This window comes from Nocardia brasiliensis ATCC 700358 (assembly GCF_000250675.2).
Classification (GTDB): domain Bacteria; phylum Actinomycetota; class Actinomycetes; order Mycobacteriales; family Mycobacteriaceae; genus Nocardia; species Nocardia brasiliensis_B.
In genome coordinates this window covers 2,559,600-2,577,697 of sequence record NC_018681.1, presented here as the reverse complement: position 1 = coordinate 2,577,697, position 18,098 = coordinate 2,559,600, and the positions used below count along the sequence as shown (strand labels likewise).

The 18,098-nt window shown below is 69.2% G+C and carries 16 protein-coding genes; 9 read left to right on the top strand and 7 right to left on the bottom strand.

Going from position 1 to position 18,098, the window contains the following annotated elements:
- Positions 1-204: 204 nt before the first annotated feature.
- Both O3I_RS11555 and O3I_RS11550 read right to left on the bottom strand, forming a co-directional pair.
- A complete protein-coding gene (locus O3I_RS11555; protein WP_014983092.1) occupies positions 205-1,173 on the bottom strand; it encodes a carbohydrate kinase family protein in 969 nt (322 codons plus the stop codon).
- Positions 1,174-1,428: 255 nt separating this feature from the next.
- The gene (locus tag O3I_RS11550) at positions 1,429-1,785 is read right to left on the bottom strand and encodes a HesB/IscA family protein (RefSeq protein ID WP_014983091.1); all 357 of its coding nucleotides are present in this window, start codon (positions 1,783-1,785) and stop codon (positions 1,429-1,431) included.
- A 195-nt stretch (positions 1,786-1,980) separates the two neighbouring features.
- On the opposite strand from O3I_RS11550, the gene O3I_RS11545 reads away from it, so the two are divergent.
- The gene (locus tag O3I_RS11545) at positions 1,981-2,652 is read left to right on the top strand and encodes a DUF3043 domain-containing protein (protein WP_014983090.1); all 672 of its coding nucleotides are present in this window, start codon (positions 1,981-1,983) and stop codon (positions 2,650-2,652) included.
- Positions 2,653-2,725: 73 nt separating this feature from the next.
- Here O3I_RS11545 and O3I_RS45480 read toward each other — a convergent pair whose 3' ends face one another.
- Positions 2,726-2,884 (bottom strand): hypothetical protein, encoded by a 159-nt coding sequence (locus tag O3I_RS45480; protein ID WP_156055072.1) that lies wholly within the window; start codon positions 2,882-2,884, stop codon positions 2,726-2,728.
- An 85-nt stretch (positions 2,885-2,969) separates the two neighbouring features.
- On the opposite strand from O3I_RS45480, the gene O3I_RS11540 reads away from it, so the two are divergent.
- The 5 genes from O3I_RS11540 to O3I_RS11520 all read left to right on the top strand — a co-directional run bounded on the left by O3I_RS11540 (position 2,970) and on the right by O3I_RS11520 (position 8,566).
- Positions 2,970-3,947 (top strand): helix-turn-helix domain-containing protein, encoded by a 978-nt coding sequence (locus O3I_RS11540; RefSeq protein ID WP_014983089.1) that lies wholly within the window; start codon positions 2,970-2,972, stop codon positions 3,945-3,947.
- A 365-nt stretch (positions 3,948-4,312) separates the two neighbouring features.
- On the top strand, positions 4,313-4,840 hold the full coding sequence (locus tag O3I_RS11535; RefSeq protein WP_081593960.1) for a bifunctional adenosylcobinamide kinase/adenosylcobinamide-phosphate guanylyltransferase: 528 nt from the start codon (positions 4,313-4,315) through the stop codon (positions 4,838-4,840).
- A 244-nt stretch (positions 4,841-5,084) separates the two neighbouring features.
- The gene (gene cobT, locus O3I_RS11530; protein WP_014983087.1) at positions 5,085-6,188 is read left to right on the top strand and encodes a nicotinate-nucleotide--dimethylbenzimidazole phosphoribosyltransferase; all 1,104 of its coding nucleotides are present in this window, start codon (positions 5,085-5,087) and stop codon (positions 6,186-6,188) included.
- 76 nt (positions 6,189-6,264) lie between these two features.
- Positions 6,265-7,014 (top strand): adenosylcobinamide-GDP ribazoletransferase, encoded by a 750-nt coding sequence (locus tag O3I_RS11525; protein WP_014983086.1) that lies wholly within the window; start codon positions 6,265-6,267, stop codon positions 7,012-7,014.
- A gap of 838 nt (positions 7,015-7,852) precedes the next feature.
- Complete coding sequence (locus O3I_RS11520) at positions 7,853-8,566, top strand: MBL fold metallo-hydrolase (protein ID WP_014983085.1); 714 nt, start codon at positions 7,853-7,855, stop codon at positions 8,564-8,566.
- 43 nt (positions 8,567-8,609) lie between these two features.
- Here the strand turns inward: O3I_RS11520 and O3I_RS11515 are convergent, their stop codons facing one another.
- The 3 genes from O3I_RS11515 to O3I_RS11505 form a co-directional block, all read right to left on the bottom strand.
- On the bottom strand, positions 8,610-9,707 hold the full coding sequence (locus tag O3I_RS11515; protein ID WP_014983084.1) for a branched-chain amino acid aminotransferase: 1,098 nt from the start codon (positions 9,705-9,707) through the stop codon (positions 8,610-8,612).
- A gap of 1,080 nt (positions 9,708-10,787) precedes the next feature.
- Positions 10,788-11,888, bottom strand: coding sequence for a glycine cleavage system aminomethyltransferase GcvT (gene gcvT, locus O3I_RS11510; protein WP_014983083.1), 1,101 nt, complete (start codon positions 11,886-11,888; stop codon positions 10,788-10,790).
- A 292-nt stretch (positions 11,889-12,180) separates the two neighbouring features.
- Positions 12,181-12,786 carry a GNAT family N-acetyltransferase gene (locus tag O3I_RS11505; protein ID WP_014983082.1) on the bottom strand — a complete coding sequence of 202 codons (606 nt, stop codon included), beginning with the start codon at positions 12,784-12,786 and terminating at the stop codon, positions 12,181-12,183.
- Positions 12,787-12,898: 112 nt separating this feature from the next.
- Between O3I_RS11505 and O3I_RS11500 the strand changes: the two genes are divergently transcribed.
- Entirely contained in the window at positions 12,899-13,696 is a 798-nt protein-coding gene (locus tag O3I_RS11500) for a TetR/AcrR family transcriptional regulator (RefSeq protein ID WP_014983081.1), read from the top strand.
- Positions 13,693-15,204: a leucyl aminopeptidase gene (locus tag O3I_RS11495; protein WP_014983080.1), complete on the top strand. Its 1,512-nt coding sequence runs from the start codon at positions 13,693-13,695 to the stop codon at positions 15,202-15,204. Before O3I_RS11500 ends, O3I_RS11495 begins: the two co-directional genes overlap by 4 nt.
- Before the next feature lie 490 nt (positions 15,205-15,694).
- Here the strand turns inward: O3I_RS11495 and O3I_RS11490 are convergent, their stop codons facing one another.
- Positions 15,695-16,057, bottom strand: coding sequence for a hypothetical protein (locus tag O3I_RS11490; protein WP_014983079.1), 363 nt, complete (start codon positions 16,055-16,057; stop codon positions 15,695-15,697).
- Positions 16,058-16,317: 260 nt separating this feature from the next.
- Here O3I_RS11490 and sucB point away from each other — a divergent pair, with 260 nt between their 5' ends.
- Positions 16,318-18,090, top strand: coding sequence for a 2-oxoglutarate dehydrogenase, E2 component, dihydrolipoamide succinyltransferase (gene sucB, locus O3I_RS11485; protein ID WP_014983078.1), 1,773 nt, complete (start codon positions 16,318-16,320; stop codon positions 18,088-18,090).
- The last annotated feature ends 8 nt before the right edge of the window (positions 18,091-18,098 follow it).

Genomic DNA, 18,098 nt, shown 5'->3' with positions numbered 1-18,098 from the left:
TGCCCGCCATCGCCTACCCGGCACCGCACATCGGCGGCCATACAACGAGCCAATCCGTGCGACGCAGATCGCGCCCGTCAGTGCACCTACCCGCCCTCGCCTACCCGGCACCGCACATCAGCGGCCATACAACGAGCCGATCGGTGGCTCGCAGGCGTCAGCCCGCCGTGCCCGACTTCGTCTGCGGCGGAACAGGTTATGCGCTCAGAGCAGGGGCTTGATTTCCGCGGCGGCGTCGGCGCCGTAGGCCTCGGCGAGGCGGTCCAGGGCGGTTTCCTTGTTCAGGGTCCACTCCTGGGTGCCCATGGTCTCCAGGACGAGCACGGCGATCAGGGAACCGAGCTGAGCGGAACGTTCCAGGCTGAGGCCCGCGGTGTGGCCGGTGAGGAAGCCGGCGCGGAACGCGTCACCGACGCCGGTCGGCTCGACCTTGGTGGTTTCCGGGACCACGCCGACGGTGAGCTCGGTACCGTCCCGATCGACGATCTGCACGCCGTGCTCGCTGAGCGTGGTCACCCGGACGCCGACCTTCTGCGCGATTTCGGCCTCGGTGAGCCCGGTCTTCTGCAGCAGCAGCGCCCACTCGTACTTGTTCGTGAAAAGGTATGCGGCGCCGTCGATCAGCTGCACGGCCTGGTCGCCGTCGAGGCGGGCCAGCTGCTGGGACGGGTCCGCGGCGAACGGGATGCCGAGCGCGCGGCATTCGGCGGTGTGCTTCAACATCGCCTCGGGGTCGTTGGCGCCGACCAGCACCAGATCCAGCGCGTGCTTCTGCGCGAGATCGCCGATCGAGATGTCGCGGGCCTCGCTCATCGCACCCGGGTAGAACGACGCGATCTGGGCCATATCGTCGTCGGTGGTGCACACGAACCGCGCGGTGTGCGCCTTCTCCGAGATCAGCACGCCGGAGCAGTCGACACCGTGCGATTCCAGCCACTGCCGGTATTCGGCGAAGTCGGCGCCCACGGCACCGACGAGCAGCGGCTTACGGTTGAGCAGGCCCATCGCGTAGACGATGTTGCCCGCGACACCACCGCGGCGGATCTGCAGATCGTCGACGAGGAAGCTCAGCGAGACGTGGTCGAGCTGATCGGCCAGCAGTGCGTCGGCGAACCGTCCCGGAAAACGCATGAGGTGGTCGGTGGCAATGGACGCGGAAACGGCGATGGACACGAGGCTGAGCCCTTCAACGGTAGGCGACAGGCGGTGAAGACCGGGAAAACAACTTCCCCTGCATCACCGTACCAATCCCGCGCCGCCGCTCCGATACCCCGATCGGGGCATATCTGCGCCGCGAGATCCACGGCGGCAAGCGATGGTTCGGCCCTGGCGTGGCAGGACACGACGCGGGCCGGAAACACGCAACCCCACGTGAGTTCTCACGTGGGGTGGGCTGTTACGCGGTGGACCCGCGGACGACGCGTGGTCTCAGTTGAAGGAATCGCCGCAGGCGCAGGAGCCGGTGGCGTTCGGGTTGTCGATCGTGAAGCCCTGCTTCTCGATGGTGTCGACGAAGTCGATGGACGCACCCTGCACGTACGGGGCGCTCATCCGGTCGACAGCCAGCTTGACGCCGTCGAAATCGACGGTCAGGTCACCGTCGAGCGAGCGGTCGTCGAAGAAGAGCTGGTATCGCAGGCCGGCACAACCACCCGGCTGCACGGCGATCCGCAGCGCCAGGTCGTCGCGACCCTCCTGGTCCAGCAGCGCCTTCGCCTTGCTGGCGGCAGCGTCGGTCAGCACCACACCGTGGGTTTCGGTGGCGGTCTCGTTCTGCACAGTCATGAACTCTCCTCGAGGAACCTGTCGTCGACCCGTGAACAGCGCACGGGTCGTGTCGGTCAACACCACTCGGCGGGCTGCTATTCCCCATCTTGCCACCATCGTGCGCGAAGGAACACGTCACCTCTGTGACCCCACGCACCTGCGCGAATCGGACCGCATTTCCCGCCGCGTATTCCATCGAATAGCCTGGTCGGTGTGAAATTGTTCCGTCGCGGCGAGTCCAGCAGCACCGACGCGGCCGCCGATGAGACGGCGACCGCGGACGGCAACTCGACCGCGGGCTCCACCCGAACAGCGGTTACCACCACTGCGGGCAAGGGCCGTCCCACTCCGAAACGCCGTGACGCACAAGGCAAGCGCCGTGGTCCGGTGGCTCCCGCACCCCTGACCGCGAAGGAGGCCCGCGCCCGGCGCAAGGCCACCCGCGGCACCAAGGAGGAGCGCAAAGCGGCCTCCGCCGAACGCAAGGCCGCGGTCGCCGACCGGCGCAACCGCATGCTCGCCGGCGAGGACAAGTACCTGCTGCCGCGTGATCAGGGGCCGGTGCGCGGGTTCGTCCGCGACCTCGTCGACGCCCGGCGCAACCTGGTCGGCCTGTTCATGCCGATGGCGCTGGTGCTGATCCTGTCGATGTTCGTGGCGCCCGCGCTGCAGACCATCGTCACGCTGGCGATGCTGGTCATGATGTTCTTCATGATCGCCGAGGGCTTCGTGCTCGGCCGGATCGTCAACAACCGGGTCCGGGAGCGCTTCCCCGACACCACCGACACCGGGTTCAAACTCGGCTGGTACGCGTTCGTCCGGGCGTCCCAGATCCGCAAGATGCGAGCCCCGAAGCCGCAGGTTTCCCCCGGTACCGCGGTTTAACGGGTCACCCCGAACATGAGTGCGGCCCGGTTCGCGGACACGAACCGGGCCGCTCGGGGCGGACACATGGGGATCAGTGGTTGGCGGTGCGGCCGAGCATGGCCGTCAGTTCGGCATGCATGCGCTGGGCGTCGCGATCGGTGACATTGGTCGAGCCGACCGGGCTGGAGAAGGTCCGAACGAAGGCGGCGAAAGCGACGATGACTGCCAGGGTGAGGAAGAAAGTAACCATGGCAGTAATTTTGCGCCCATTGAGTTACCGCCGAAAGTGGCGGTACTGACACACTTCGCAAAGATTCAGCCAGTATCCTTGGTGCATGCTGTCCAAGGTCGCCGTGGTGCTGTCCGATCGCATGGCCATGTTCGAGTTCGGGGTCCTCTGCGAGGTTTTCGGGCTCGACCGCAGCTCCTACGGGCTGCCCGCCTTCGACTTCCGAGTGTGCGGCGCCGAGCCGGGTAAAGCGCTGCGCTCCACCTCGCCCGGCCTCACCCTCACCCCCGAATACGGTCTCGAAGAACTCGCGGACGCCGACCTCGTCGCCATCCCGGCGGCCTCCGCGAAAAAGGGCTTCGACCCCCGCGTCGTCGACGCCGTCCGGGATGCCGCCGCCGCAGGCGCGACCGTCCTCACCGTCTGCTCCGGTGCGTTCCTGGCCGGCGCCGCAGGCCTGCTCGATGGCCGCAAATGCACCACACACTGGGGTTACGTCGACGAACTCGCCGCTCTGTACCCCGACGCGACCGTCGACCCCGACGTGCTCTTCGTCGACGAAGGCAACCTGATCACCAGCGCCGGCACCGCCGCGGGCATCGACGCCTGCCTGCACCTGGTGCGCCGCGAACTCGGCAGCGCGGTCGCCAACGCGATCGCCCGGCGCATGGTCGTGCCACCGCAACGCGACGGCGGGCAACGCCAATTCATCGAACGCCCCGTCGCCACCTGCACCTCCGACAGCCTCATCCCCACCCTGGAATGGATGAGCGACCACCTCGACCTCGCCCACACCATCGAGGACCTGGCCGCCCGCTCCACCATGTCCACCCGCACCTTCGCCCGCCGCTTCGCCGCCGAAACCGGCACCACCCCGGTGAAATGGCTGACCAACCAGCGCATCCTGCTCACCAAACAACTCCTCGAGGAAACCGACCTCGGCCTCGAACAGATCGCCGCCCGCGCCGGCTTCGGCTCCGGCGCCCTCCTACGCCACCACTTCCAACGCCTCGTCGGCATCGCCCCCACCGAATACCGCCGCCGCTTCGGCGCCCTCCCCGAAGTTGTCGAAACGCCTGCCTGAGGTTTCCGGCTCGATTGAGTCAGCGGTGGACCACGCACGTCGCCGACGCTCACCTCCTCGAAGCCTGAGGCAGCACCCAACCGGCACACCGTGCAGCGCCGATGGCCACCGCATCCTTCGCGCAGAGCACAGCCTGTCTCGAGGGTGCGGCCACCGCAGGCGCGGCTCGGGCGCGGCACTGCCGGGGCGGTTAATAGCGTGCGGGCGTGTCGCACACCGTTTAGGCCGTCGAGCCCCCTCGGACCCTGGCCTCGAGTGGGCGCGGTCAGGCAAGCGCAGATGGAGATGAGACACCAATGGGGCAGTCCGCACCGCATAGCTGGGGTGGTTGGTAGCGTGCGGGCGTGTCGCACAGTGTTTCGGCCGTGGAGCCGCTTCGGACCCTGGTGTTGGGTGGGGCGCGGTCGGGTAAGTCGGCTTATGCCGAGGAACTGGCTGCAGGTGGGGCGGTGCGGTATCTGGCGACCTCGGTGCCCGATCCGGCCGATCTCGATTTCGCCGAACGCATCGCCAAGCATCGCGACCGCCGGCCCGGCTCCTGGACGGTGGTCGAAAGTGCCGATCCGGCAACGGTTCTGCGTGGTCCCGCATTCGACGGCGCGACCCTCGTCGACGATATCGGCACCTGGCTCACCGCCCGCATCGACGCCCGCGACGCCTGGGAATCCCCCCGCGGCACCGTTACGCCCGACACCGACGCGTTGGTCGCCGCCGTAGCCGCATACCCGCGCCGGCTGATCATCGTCACCCCCGAAGTCGGCATGGGCGTAGTCCCCGCCACCCGCTCCGGCCGCCTGTTCCGCGACGAAATAGGCACCCTCAACCAGCGCCTGGCCCACACCTGCGACGAAGCCTTCCTCGTTGTAGCCGGCCTCCCCCTCCGCCTCAAATAGCAGAAAGCCCTCGCGTACGGACGCGCAAACGCGAAACCCGTCAGCGCCAGCCGCTGACCCGACTGGTCGACTGATCACCAGGTAATGGTGGCGGCATCGCCCGAGGAGGCTTCCGCCACCATTACCTGGTGATCATCCGTCCAGTGCTGGGGATGTGGGTGGGTGCGGTGGGGCGGGTGGGGAGCGGGCAAGATTGGGCGGGAGAGTGCGGTGGTCTGGGCCGCTCCGACCGGAAGGGTGGATAGTGACAGACGGATTCGGGGCGGTGACACCGCCCGACGCACAGGTTCGGGCGGCGGCCGAGCAGCGACAGGCACAGCTGACCAAACCAGGTGGGGCGCTGGGCCGCTTGGAGGAACTGGGCAACTGGGTCGCGGCCTGTCAGGGTGTGTGCCCGCCGAAGCAGTTCGAGCGCGCCAGGGTCGTGGTGTTCGCCGGTGATCACGGCGTTGCGCGGCACGGGGTTTCGGCGTACCCGAGCGAGGTCACGGCGCAGATGGTCGCGAACTTCCTCGCCGGAGGCGCCGCGGTGAACGCGCTCGCCGCGGTCGCGGACGCCACCGTCCGGGTCGCGGACATTTCCGTCGACGCCGACACCGATCCGGTGGTCACCAAGCACAAGGTGCGCCGGTCCAGCGGAGCGATCGACCGCGAGGACGCCCTGACCGAAGACGAAGTGCGCGCCGCCCTCGCGGCAGGCAAAGCGATCGCCGACGAGGAGATCGACGCGGGCGCCGACCTGCTCATCGCGGGCGATATGGGCATCGGCAACACCACCCCCGCCACCGTGCTGATCGCCACCCTCACCGATACCGAGCCGGTCGCCGCGGTCGGCCGCGGCACCGGGGTCGACGACGCGGGCTGGTCCCGCAAGGTCGCGGCGATCCGGGATGCCATGCGCCGGGCCCGTCCCGTGGTCAAGGACCCGGTCGAACTGCTCCGCGTCGCCGCGGGCGCTGATTTCGCCGCGATGGCCGCGTTCCTCGCCCAAGCCGCCGCCCGCCGGACACCCGTGCTGCTCGACGGCGTAGTCGTGACGGCTGCGGCGTTGGTGGCGGAGGATCTTGCGGCAGGCTCGGCGGCCTGGTGGCTGGCGGGCCACCGTTCCACCGAACCCGCGCATGAACTCGCCCTGCAACGTCTCCGGCTCGAGCCTCTGTTCGATTTCGGCATGCGCCTCGGCGAAGGTTCCGGCGCCCTCACCGCGCTCCCCCTGCTCCGTGCCGCCGTCGCCGCCCTCGCGGACATGTCCACGTTCGACGAGGCAGGCGTCAGCACCGCGGACACCGAAACCGCCGACAACACCGCCCTTTCCGTCCCCGCCGACACCCCGAACCTCCGCAAGTGACCCACCGCCCCTCGGCCGCGAGTGCACGAACGCCGGCAAGTGCGCGTGCGGCTTCGATGGACCGGTGCGGGCGCGGATGAACGGGGTGCGGTTGGCGGTTTCCTGGTTGACCGTGTTGCCGGTGCGTGGGCCGGAGACGGTGGATCGGGTGGTGGCGGGGCGGGCAATTGCGTTGGCCCCGTTGGTCGGTGTGCTGCTGGGGGCTGGGGCGGCGGGTCTGCTGTGGGTGTTGGATCGGGTGGGCGCTGGTTCGATACTGGCGGGGTTGGTGGTGGTCGGTGCGCTGGCCTTGATCACGCGCGGCATGCATCTGGACGGGCTCGCGGACACGATGGACGGGCTCGGCAGCTACGGCCCACCCGAGCGTGCGCGGCAGATCATGAAAAGCGGTGGGGCCGGGCCTTTCGGCGTGGCGGCCCTCGTGTTCTCCATTGGTGTGCAGGCATTTTCGTTCGCCGCCCTGGCCGAGGCCGAGCGCTGGTTCGCCGTAGCTCTAGCGGTCGCGGTCGGTCGTGTCGCTGTAGTTCTCGCCTGCCGCAAGGGTATCGAGGCTGCACCGGACACCGGTTTCGGCGCACTGGTCGCGGGCACCCAGCGTCCATTCACTGTCGCGGCTTGGTCCGTCGCTGCTTTGGCGGCAGCGACCCTCGCCACTCCGGAGCACCGCTGGCTGGGCCCGCTCGCCGTCCTGATAGCCCTCGCCGCAACCGTTCTCCTGGTCCGCCACACGGTCCGTCGCTTCGCAGGCCTGTCCGGCGACACCCTAGGTGCCACAATCGAACTCACCGTCGCCCTCACCGCCGCCGTCGTCTCCCTCCACCTCTGACCCTGAACACGCACGCCGACAACGCATCCCACGACACGACGCCCGTCGGTGCTCGTTCGGCCGCGAAATCGAATGCAAGACGCCGACTCATTGCGTGCGCGTCGCAGATGCACGGCGAGGCTCGTGACACCGCGCCGCACGCCCAACTGGCCGCAGGCTGCGACTGGCGGGCAGCGAACTGCTGGGCTGCACGACGCAGAGCTGCGGAGCGGCTAGCCGCAGGGCCGAACTGCGGGCAGCGAACTGCTGGGCTGCACGACGCAGAGCTGCGGAGCGGCTAGCCGCAGGGCCGAACCCGCGGGCCGCGAACTGCTGGGCTGCACGACGCAGAGCTGCGGAGCGGCTAGCCGCAGGGGAGAACTGGGGGCAGCGAACTGCTGGGCTGCGCGACGCAGGGCTGCGAGCTCGGGATGAGAGTTGCAGGGACCGCGGGCTACGGGGCGCGGCGAACCGCACGGCGAACCCGCGGGCCGCGAACTGCTGGGCAGCGCGACGCAGGGCTGCCCTATCGCTAACCGCAGGGCGAACTGCGGGCAGCGAGCTGCTGGGCGTTGAGTGCGGGGGCTACGGGCTACAACGAAACGCACCACTGCCCGTCGCACAGTCTGTCGTCGCACGCCAGTCCGATCGCTGTTGATGCCGTACCACCAAGCGAGATCCGGCACCCGCACACCGGCATACGCGCCCGCCCATCGTTGTCCACTACAGGACATCCACCCCATCCTCTTGATCTTGATCCGGACTTGGGTACGCGAATGTCCAGGTGGCGGGAGACGGTCGCCGGGTATTTACGGCTGCGGCGCGCGAAGCGTCTGGGTCGGGCAATAAGGTGTGCTGTATGTCTTCTGAGCGCCTGTATTTTCGCCAGCTGTTGTCGGGGAGGGACTACGCCGTCGGCGATCCGATTGCGACGCAGATGCGCAATTTCGCGTATTTGATCGGCGATCGGGAGAGCGGGGAGGCGGTGGTCGTCGATCCGGCGTACGCGGCGGCCGATCTGGTCGATATCGCCGAGGGCGACGGACTACGCGTGACCGGGGTGCTCGCCACCCACCACCACCCGGACCACGTGGGCGGCACCATGCTCGGGTTCACCCTGGGCGGCGTGCGCGAACTACTCGAAAAGACAAGCGTCCCAGTGCATGTCAACGCGAATGAGTTGTCCTGGGTGGCCAATGTCACCGGTATCGCGTCCAGCGAACTGACCGGCCATGAGCACGGCGACAAGGTCAGCGTCGGCGCCTTCGACATCGAACTGCTGCACACCCCGGGCCACACGCCCGGCAGTCAATGCTTCCTTTTCGACGGCCGGCTCATCGCGGGTGACACGTTGTTCGTGGACGGTTGCGGCCGCACCGACTTCCCGGGCGGGGATTCCGACGAAATGTTCCGCAGCCTGCGCTATTTGGCCGGTTTATCCGGTGATCCGGTCGTCTATCCAGGCCACTGGTATTCGCAGGACCCGTTCGCTCCGCTGTCCACTGTCCGGGACAACAACTACGTCCTGCGCCCGCAGACCCTGGAGCAGTGGCACATGCTCATGCCCGGCTGACAGACCGTGGGTGGAGGCCTCCGCAAGGAAGCCTCCACCAGGACTACATGCCGCGCATCCACCCGTGGATGTCGGCGAAGGTGCCGCGCTGGATCCCGGTGAGGGTGTCGCGCAACGCCATGGTGACCTCGCCGGGCTCGCCCCCGCCGATGGTGAACTCGCCGTCGCCGGAACGGACCCAGCCGACCGGGGTGATCACCGCGGCGGTACCGCACGCGAAAGTCTCGGTGATGGCACCGGATTCGGCGCCCTTACGCCACTCCTCGACCGAGACCTTGCGCTCCTCCACCGGGAAACCGGAGTCGGCGGCCAGGGTGAGCAGCGAGTCGCGGGTGATGCCGGGCAGCAGCGAGCCGGACAGTTCCGGGGTGACCAGGCGCGCCTCGGAGCCGGAGCCGAAGACGAAGAACAGGTTGTTGGTACCCATTTCCTCGACGTAGCGGCGCTCACACGCGTCCAGCCAGACGACCTGATCGCAGCCCTTCTCCGTCGCCTCCGCCTGCGCGAGCAGCGACGCCGCGTAATTGCCCGCGACCTTCGCCTCGCCGGTGCCGCCGGGCGCGGCGCGCACGTACTCGGTGGACAGCCACACCCGCACCGGCTTCACGCCACGCGGGAAGTAGGCGCCGGCCGGTGAGGCCATCAGCAGATACTTGTAGCCGGACGCGGGCTTCACGCCCAGGCTGGCCTCGGTGGAGAACATGAAGGGGCGCAGGTACAGCGAATCTTCGCCGCCCGCGGCCGGCACCCAGTCGCGGTCGACTTCGAGCAGCTGACGCACGGATTCGATGAACAGTTCTTCGGGCAGCTCGGCCATCGCCATCCGGCGGGCGGACCTGCGGAACCGGGCGGCGTTCGCGTCGATGCGGAAGCAGGAGACGCTGTCGTCGCTCTGCCGGTACGCCTTCAACCCTTCGAAAATGGCCTGGCCGTAGTGGAAAACCATGGTGGCGGGGTCGAGCGAGAGCGGGCCGTACGGCTCGACGCGCGCATTGATCCATTCGCCGTCGACGTAGTCGATCGAGACCATGTGGTCGGTGAAGAACCGCCCGAACCCGGGCGCCGCCAGTACCTCTTGTCGCCGCTGCGCCGGGGCGGGCGCGGGATGCGGAACACGGGCAAACTGTGCAGCAACGGTCATGCTGGTGATCCTATCGGGGTCGGTTCCCGGGTTCGCGGCCGATCACCCCTCTGACCGTAAAAGTTCCCGCCACCACAACCTCCCACGCACCACTTTGCACCCTGCGCCCCAAATCGCCCCAGGAAACCACACCGCTCAGTTCGCACCCTGCGCACCACTGACACCGCCGCGCCATGCCGCGCGACACGCCGATAAGCGCCTGTGTGCAGTGCGGACCTACGGATCCCCGACGCGCGGACGACACGCACGTCGTCGGCACGACGGGATGTCGGCACGACCGCACGTCGGGTCGGTCGGGACGCGGGACGTCGGTCGGGACGCGGCACGTCGGTCGGGACGCGGCACGTCGGTCGGGACGCGGCACGTCGGTCGGGACGCGGCACGCGGCACGCGGCACGCGGCACGCGGCACGCGGCACGCGGCACGAGCAAACCGCAGACAGCAGACAGCAGACAGCAGACAGCAGACAGCAGACAGCAGACAGCAGACAGCACGGCAACAAACCAACGCCGCACCGACAACCGGGGTTTCGCGCTGCCGCCCGACCATCGCCGCCACAGCAAAGGCCGGCATCCGCACCCCTTTTAGGCAAACGCACCCCGACTCGCCGCACGACACACCGCACCTCACCCCAGAAAAGGTGCAGGAGTTGCGCCCTCGCCAGGACGGCGGGCGCCATCGCCGACGACAAGTCACCGCGGACAGTACGAGCAACTGCGCCCGGCGCGAGTCACCTCAGACCGCATGGACGACGCGGTTCACTACAGACCGAACGAGAACCGCGATCCACCACGTACGGCATCGCCGCACGACACACCGCACCTCACCCCAGAAAGGGTGCGGGAGTGCGCGCACCCGTCGGGGCGGCGGGCGCGGTCGCCGACGGCGCGAACCACCGCGGACAGCACGTGCAACTGCGGGCGGCGTTAGCCTCCGCAGGATGCACGGGCGACGCGAACCACTTCGGACGGCGAGGCCTGTGCTGCCCATGTCGGTGAACGTGTCCTGGCGCATCGCACCAGAAACGCGAAAGGTGTGCGGCTGTCGAGAATCCGCGCCCGCACACCTTGGCCCCCGGCCTTACTTCGTGTTCGTCTCCACGAACGGCGGGCGCACGACCTCGCAGCGCAACGCGCGGCCGCGGACGTCTACCTCGACCTCGGTGCCGGGCTCGAGGCCCGCTTCGGTGTCGAGGAGGGCGAGGGCAATGCCGATCTTGAGGGTCGGCGAGAAGGTGCCGGAGGTCGTTTCGCCGACCGGCTCGCCGTCGCGCAGCACCGTCTGACCCTGGCGCAGCACACCGCGGTCGAGGGCTTTGAGGCCGAGCAGGGTGCGGCGCGGGCCCGCCGACTTCTCTTGTTCCAGTGCGGCTTTGCCCCAGAATTCCGGCTTCTTCCAGCCGACCGCCCAGCCCGTGCGGGCCTGCACCGGCGAGATCTCGAGGGACAGTTCGTGCCCGTGCAGCGGGTAACCCATCTCGGTGCGCAGGGTGTCGCGGGCGCCGAGGCCGGCGGCCTGACCGCCGGCGGCGCGCACCTGCTCGACGAGCGCGCGGAACAGCGGTGCGGCGTCAGCCCAGCGGGGCAGCAGTTCGTAGCCGTGTTCACCGGTGTAGCCGGTGCGGCACACGCGGACCGGACGGCCGTCCCATTCGGCGTCGGCGTAGGCCATGTACTCCATGTCGGTGGGCAGGCCGAGCGCGGTCAGCACGTCGGTGGATCGCGGACCCTGCACCGCGAACACGCCGTATTCGCGGTGCTCGTCGGTCACCGTGATGCCTTCGGGTGCCACCTTCTGCAGTTCCGCGACCACCGACGCGGTGTTGGCGGCATTGGGCACGAGGAAGATCTCGTCGTCGCTGACGTAGTAGGCGATCAGGTCGTCGATCACCCCGCCGTCGGGCGTGCAGCACAGCGTGTACTGCGCCTTGCCCGGCCGGATGCGGCCGAGGTCGTTGGTGAGCGCCGAGTTCACGAAATCCGCCGCGCCCGCACCGCGCACCGTCGCCTTGCCGAGGTGGCTCACGTCGAACAGTCCGACCGTGGTGCGGACCGACTGATGTTCGGCGACCGTCCCCGCATAGGAGACGGGCATTTCCCACCCGCCGAACGGAGCGAACGTCGCCCCGAGTTCGACGTGTACCTCATGGATAGGGCCTTGCAGCAGGTTCGAGTCGGTCACCCGGCGAGCTTATCCGCCGAGCCCCCATCCCGAACCCACTCCCTCACCCCCACCGTCTGACCGCCCAGACGGTGGGACCCGCACCCCGCAGCCTGCCACCGCTCCGCACCCGGCACCCAACCACCGGCCACAGTGTCGACTTCCCCGAGCAGCCACCCAACTACCTGGCGATCTCGAAACACTCCACAGCCACCGCCAGACGCCACCACTCGTCACCGCCTCGCCCCGCGCACCAGCGCCCGACGTCGCGCCCCGGCACCCCACCGCACTCCCCCGTCAGCGCACTCCGCGACTATCCCCGGAACCACATCGGGCGCAGCGTGGGCCCACCTTCGGGCAGGTCGTGGTCGATGTTGGTGCGGCCGAACCCGTTACGGGCGTACAACCTGGCGGACCGTTCCGTGCTCGCTTCGAGGTAGGCGGGTACACCGGCCGAGGACGCCGCTTTCGTCTGGCCCGCGAGGATCGCGCCGCCCGCGCCTTTGCCTCGATGCTCCGGCACGGTGACGATCACCTGCAGGTAGCGGTGCGGGAATTCGCGGGGGTGGGTGCGCGCCAGCAGGTCGGAGACGTACGCGGCGCGTTGCAGCGGACGGATGTCCGGCGCGGTCGCGGCCAACGCCCGCGCCTCGACCGCATCCCGTTCGAGCCGATCCGCGGATGCCACGTGCTGCCAGATCGAGACCGCCCAGATCTGCGAGCCCGAGCCCGCGAGCCAGATCTCGTCGTCGGCCAGTGCGCGGTCGATCAGACCGGGCACGTACTGCCCGCTGAACTGTTCGAAGGCATGGCCGGCGAGCACCCAGGCGGTCACCTCCTCGTCGGGGCTGGCGAGGGTGAACGCCTCGACGACCGCGTCGCGATCTTGCCGCTGTGCCTGTCGAACCGTGATCTCCATCGACTCGTTCCTTTCGCTTGTGAACACTGTGTGCCATCGCCAAGGTAGGCAGGTCAAAGGTAATTAGCTAGAATTTCGTCACAACTGTTCGTGTGTCGAAATGGAGGCTGCGATGGCCTGCGGAATCTGCGGCGAGACGCTCGCGCAGCCCGCGCGCGGCCGCAAGCGCCGCTACTGTTCGCGCGCCTGTCAGGCCCGCGCCTACCGAGCCCGGCGCGACGAGGTGACTCCCGCCGCACGCACCCCGCGACCGGCCAAATTGACCAACGTCGGCATCCTGCGCGCCGCCGTCGAGCTGGCCGATCGTGACGGCATCGACGGACTTTCCATGCGCCGCATCGCCAGCGCCCTCGGCGCGGCGACCGCGGGCCTGTACCGCCACTTCCCGGACCGGGAAGCGCTACTCGAAGGCATGGCCGAACTGGTGCTCGCCGAGATCCAGCCGCCCGCAACCGAACTCATCGACTGGCGGGCGCGCCTCGCGTACGAGGCGCGCGCGGAATGGCAGCTCTACCAGCGCCACCCGTGGATGCTGCCGATCCTCGCGCGCACCCGTCCACCGGTCGGTCCCGCGCTCGCCGACATCCTCGAACGGTCTTTCGCCGCCCTCGATCACCGCGGTCTCACCCGGGACGCGATGCTCGCGATCTATCTGTCGTTCTCCGGCTTGGTCCAGGGCCTGGCCCTGCTCACCAACTCCGAGCGCGCCGAGCGGTTGCGGGGTCAGGCGCTGGAGCCGCCGCCCGACCTCGCCGAGCTGCTCGACCCGGCCGCCCGACCCGTGCTGCACCGGCTCTTCTCGGCCGGCCCGCCCGGCCCCGACCTGGACTTGGACCACGTCCTGGAGGCCGGGCTCGCACTGCTCCTCGACGGGATCGCCATCAGACTGCCCAGTAGCCTGAGCCCATGACCGCTGTTGCAGATCGCTCACTAGGACCGGAACTCGCCCGCACCCAGACCATCAGCACGGACACCGACGTGCTCGTGCTCGGCTTGACGTCGTCGGAGAACGGCCCCGCCATCGTGCCCGAGGACCTGTTCGGCGACGTGCTCACCGCGGAGGTCCGAGCCGAACTGCTCGATCAGCTCGGCGCGGTCGGCGCGAAGGGCAAGACCGAGGAACTGACCAGGGTGCCCGCACCGGCCGGGCTCGACGGGGTGACCAGCGTGCTCGCGGTCGGCCTCGGCGCCGCCGAGAAGATCGACGCCGAGCAGATCCGCCGCTCGGCCGGGGTCGCCGCCCGTGCGCTGTCCGGCACCGAGCTCGTGGTGACCACGCTGTCCGGCCTGGACATCGGCGCTGCCGCGGAGGGTTTCTACTTGGGCGCGTACACCTTCACGCCGTTCAAGTCGGACAAGTCCGCACCCAAGCCGGACGAGCGCCCGGTGGCCCGGGTCGAATTGCTGGTGCCCGAGCCGGAATTCGGCGAGCAGGAGTTGTTCCGCGCGCAGCTGATCGCCGAAGCCGTCGCCACCGCACGGGATTTCGTCAACACCCCGCCGAGCCACCTCTACCCGGCCGAATTCGCTTCGCGCGCCCAGGAACTGGCCGAGGCCGCCGGGCTGCAGGTCGAGGTGCTCGACGAAAAGGCCCTGGAGGCAGGCGGTTACGGCGGCGTGCTGGGTGTGGGCAAGGGCTCGTCGCGGCCGCCGCGGCTGGTTCGTATCACCTATGCGGGCGGTCCGAAGAAGGTCGCGCTGGTCGGTAAGGGCATCACGTTCGACACCGGCGGCATCTCGATCAAGCCCGCGCAGAACATGGACAACATGACCTCGGACATGGCGGGCGCCGCCGCGGTCATCGCCACGACGCTGCTGGCCGCGCGACTGAGCCTGCCGGTCACCGTCACCGCGACGGTGCCGATGGCCGAGAACATGCCGTCGGCGACCGCGCAACGTCCCGGTGACGTGCTCACCCAGTACGGCGGCATCACCGTCGAGGTGCTCAACACCGACGCCGAGGGCCGGCTGATCCTGGCCGACGCGATCGTGCGCGCGAGCGAGGACGACCCGGATTACCTCATCGACGTCGCCACCCTGACCGGCGCCCAGATGGTGGCGCTCGGCACCCGCACGCCCGGCGTGATGGGCACCGACGAGTTCCGCGACCGGGTCGCCGCCGTCTCCCGCGCGGTCGGCGAAAACGGCTGGGCGATGCCGCTGCCCGCGGAGTTGCGCGCCGACATCAACTCCAAGATCGCCGACCTCGCCAATGTCGCACCGCACCGCTGGGGTGGCATGCTCTCGGCCGGCCTGTTCCTGAAGGAGTTCGTCCCGGAGGGTGTGCAGTGGGCCCACCTCGACGTCGCGGGACCGGCCTACAACACCGGCGGCCCGTTCGGCTACATCGGCAAGGGCGGCACCGGCGTCCCCGTCCGCACCCTCATCACCGTGCTCGAGGAGATCGGCGCGGAGTAGAAAAGCGCAGGCCTGTCGCCCGCGCGCACGAACGTCGACGACCTCGTGCGCGCGGGCACCCGGCCGCAGATTCCGGACGGGCGCGCAGACCACCGCACAAGCACGGGCCTCCTGGCAGGCGCAGATTTCCTGAGCTATCGCAGACTCCCATGCAGCCCAGAACTCGTGCGTCGTACGCCCGGGCATCCGGCTTCCCGGGGCAGGCACAGAGTCCCCATGCGCGAGCCCGGACCTCGTCCGCGGGACCTACCCCATCTGCGCCGTATCGCACGCGCGCGCCGAGGCACCGCTCCCATGTATCTACACGGACCTCGCATGCGCGGGGCGCACGACTCCTACCGAGCACCAGCTTCACGCGCGCAGCACAGAAGTTCGTGCGCGCGGGCACAATTGACGCGCCGCGGCAGCCACTCACCGGCGGACGGCCCGAGGCACGCAAACCCCCGTCGCCAGACGGTAGCCAGCGGCTATGGCAGCCCGTAGCCGACGGCTATAGATCGCGCAGATCCGCCTCGAATGCGCGCTGACGCTCGATCCGTTTGCGGGCGTCGTAGTCGCGCATCCGTTGTGGATATCCGGTCTTGCCGACGTCATAAACGGGAATCCGCAAATCCTTGGCAAGCCGTTGCGCCCCGCGCTCCCCGACGATCCGCCGGGTCCATTCGCCGTCGGCCGCGACCAGCACGACAGTGACATCCGTCACGGTTGTTTTCGGTTCCACATAGCCTTCGACGCCGACGTGGGTGCGCACCCAGTCGGCCAGATAGCGGGCGTCGGCCGTACCCCCCGAACCCGCTCGTATCGCGCCACCACCCCTGGTCGCGCCGCCTCGGAAACGATCCAGCAAACCCAACGACGCGCACCTCCTTTCACACCCCGGAGCATCTCGCCCACCGGTGTTTCCATCTTGCCAGCTCGAGCGAGTTCGCTGCCCTGTGCTACATGCCGCACCGCCAAGTGCAAGGATGGTTCGCGGTACAAGAACCACAAGGATCTCCGGTGCCACGCACAATGATCAGTGGCGTTCGGACTCGCGCCGCAACCCGCGACGGGGGTCCGCAGCGAGATCAACTGTTGTAGAAACCCGTCGAGCAGTCAGAGGAGTCAGAGGACATGGCCTTCTCCGTCCAGATGCCAGCTCTTGGTGAGAGCGTCACCGAGGGAACGGTCACCCGGTGGCTGAAGCAGGAAGGAGACACGGTCGAGGTCGACGAGCCGCTGCTCGAGGTCTCCACCGACAAGGTCGACACCGAAATCCCGTCCCCCACGGCGGGCGTGCTGTCGAAGATCGTCGCCCAAGAAGATGATGTGGTCGAGGTCGGCGGTGAGCTCGGCGTGATCAGCGAGGCCGGTGAGGCGCCCGCACCGAGCTCGGCCCCCGAACCCGAGGCCGCTGCCGCGCCCGCGCAGGAAGCGCCCGCCGAGGAAGCCGCCGAGCCCGAGCCCGCGCAGGAAGCCCCGGCTCAGGAAGCGGCCCCCGCGCCCGCCGCGAGCGCGTCCGCCGGTGACGGCACCCCGGTCAAGATGCCCGAGCTGGGCGAGTCGGTCACCGAGGGCACCGTCACCCGGTGGCTGAAGGCCGTCGGCGACGAGGTCGCCGTGGACGAAGCGCTGCTCGAGGTCTCCACCGACAAGGTCGACACCGAGATCCCCTCGCCGGTCGCGGGCACGCTGCTCGAGATCACCGCGCAGGAAGACGATGTCGTCGCTGTGGGTGGACAGCTCGGCGTGATCGGCAGCGGCGCCCCCGCGGCCGCCGCGCCCAAGGCACCGGCCCCCGAGCCGAAGCCCGAGCCCAAGCCGGAACCCAAGCCCGAGCCCAAGCCGGAACCGAAGCCCGAGCCCGCGGCCGCCGCCCCGGCACCCGCACCCAAGGCTCCGGCACCCGCCCCGGCCAAGGCGCCCGACGCCACCGCGACCGAGTCGGATTCCGCCGGTAACGGCGCCACCCCGTACGTCACTCCGCTGGTGCGCAAGCTGGCCGACGAGAACGGCGTCGACCTGTCCGCGCTCACCGGTTCCGGTGTCGGCGGCCGCATCCGCAAGCAGGACGTGCTCGCGGCCGCGGAAGCCAAGAAGGCGCCCGCCCCGGCTGCGGCCGCGCCCGCCGCGAAGGCCCCGGCCGCCAAGGCCGCGCCCGCGCCGAGCGCACAGCTGGCGCACCTGCGCGGCACCGTGCAGAAGGCGAACCGGATCCGGCAGATCACCGCGACCAAGACCCTGGAATCGCTGCGCACCACCGCGCAGCTGACCCAGGTGCACGAGGCCGATGTCACCAAGATCGCGCAGCTGCGGGCACAGGCCAAGGCGGCGTTCAAGGAGCGCGAGGGCGTCAACCTGACGTTCCTGCCGTTCTTCGCCAAGGCCGTCGTCGAGGCGCTCGGTGTGCACCCGAACGTCAACGCCAGCTACGACGACAGCACCAAAGAGGTCACCTACCACGCGGCCGTGCACCTCGGCATCGCCGTGGACACCGAGCAGGGCCTGCTCTCCCCGGTGATCCACAACGCGAGCGACCTGTCGCTGGCCGGCCTGGCCCGCGCCATCGCCGATATCGCCAACCGCGCGCGCAACGGTGGCCTGAAGCCCGACGAGCTCGCCGGCGGCACCTTCACCATCACCAACATCGGCAGCCAGGGCGCGCTGTTCGACACCCCGATCCTGCTCCCGCCGCAGGCGGGCATGCTCGGTACCGGCGCGATCGTCAAGCGCCCGGTCGTGGTGAAGGACGACACGGGCAGCGAGTCCATCGGTGTCCGTTCGATGTGCTACCTGCCGCTCACTTACGACCACCGCCTGGTCGACGGTGCCGACGCGGGCCGCTTCCTGACCACGATCCGGCACCGGCTCGAGGAGGCGGCGTTCGAGGCCGACCTCGGTCTGTAAGACGGGTC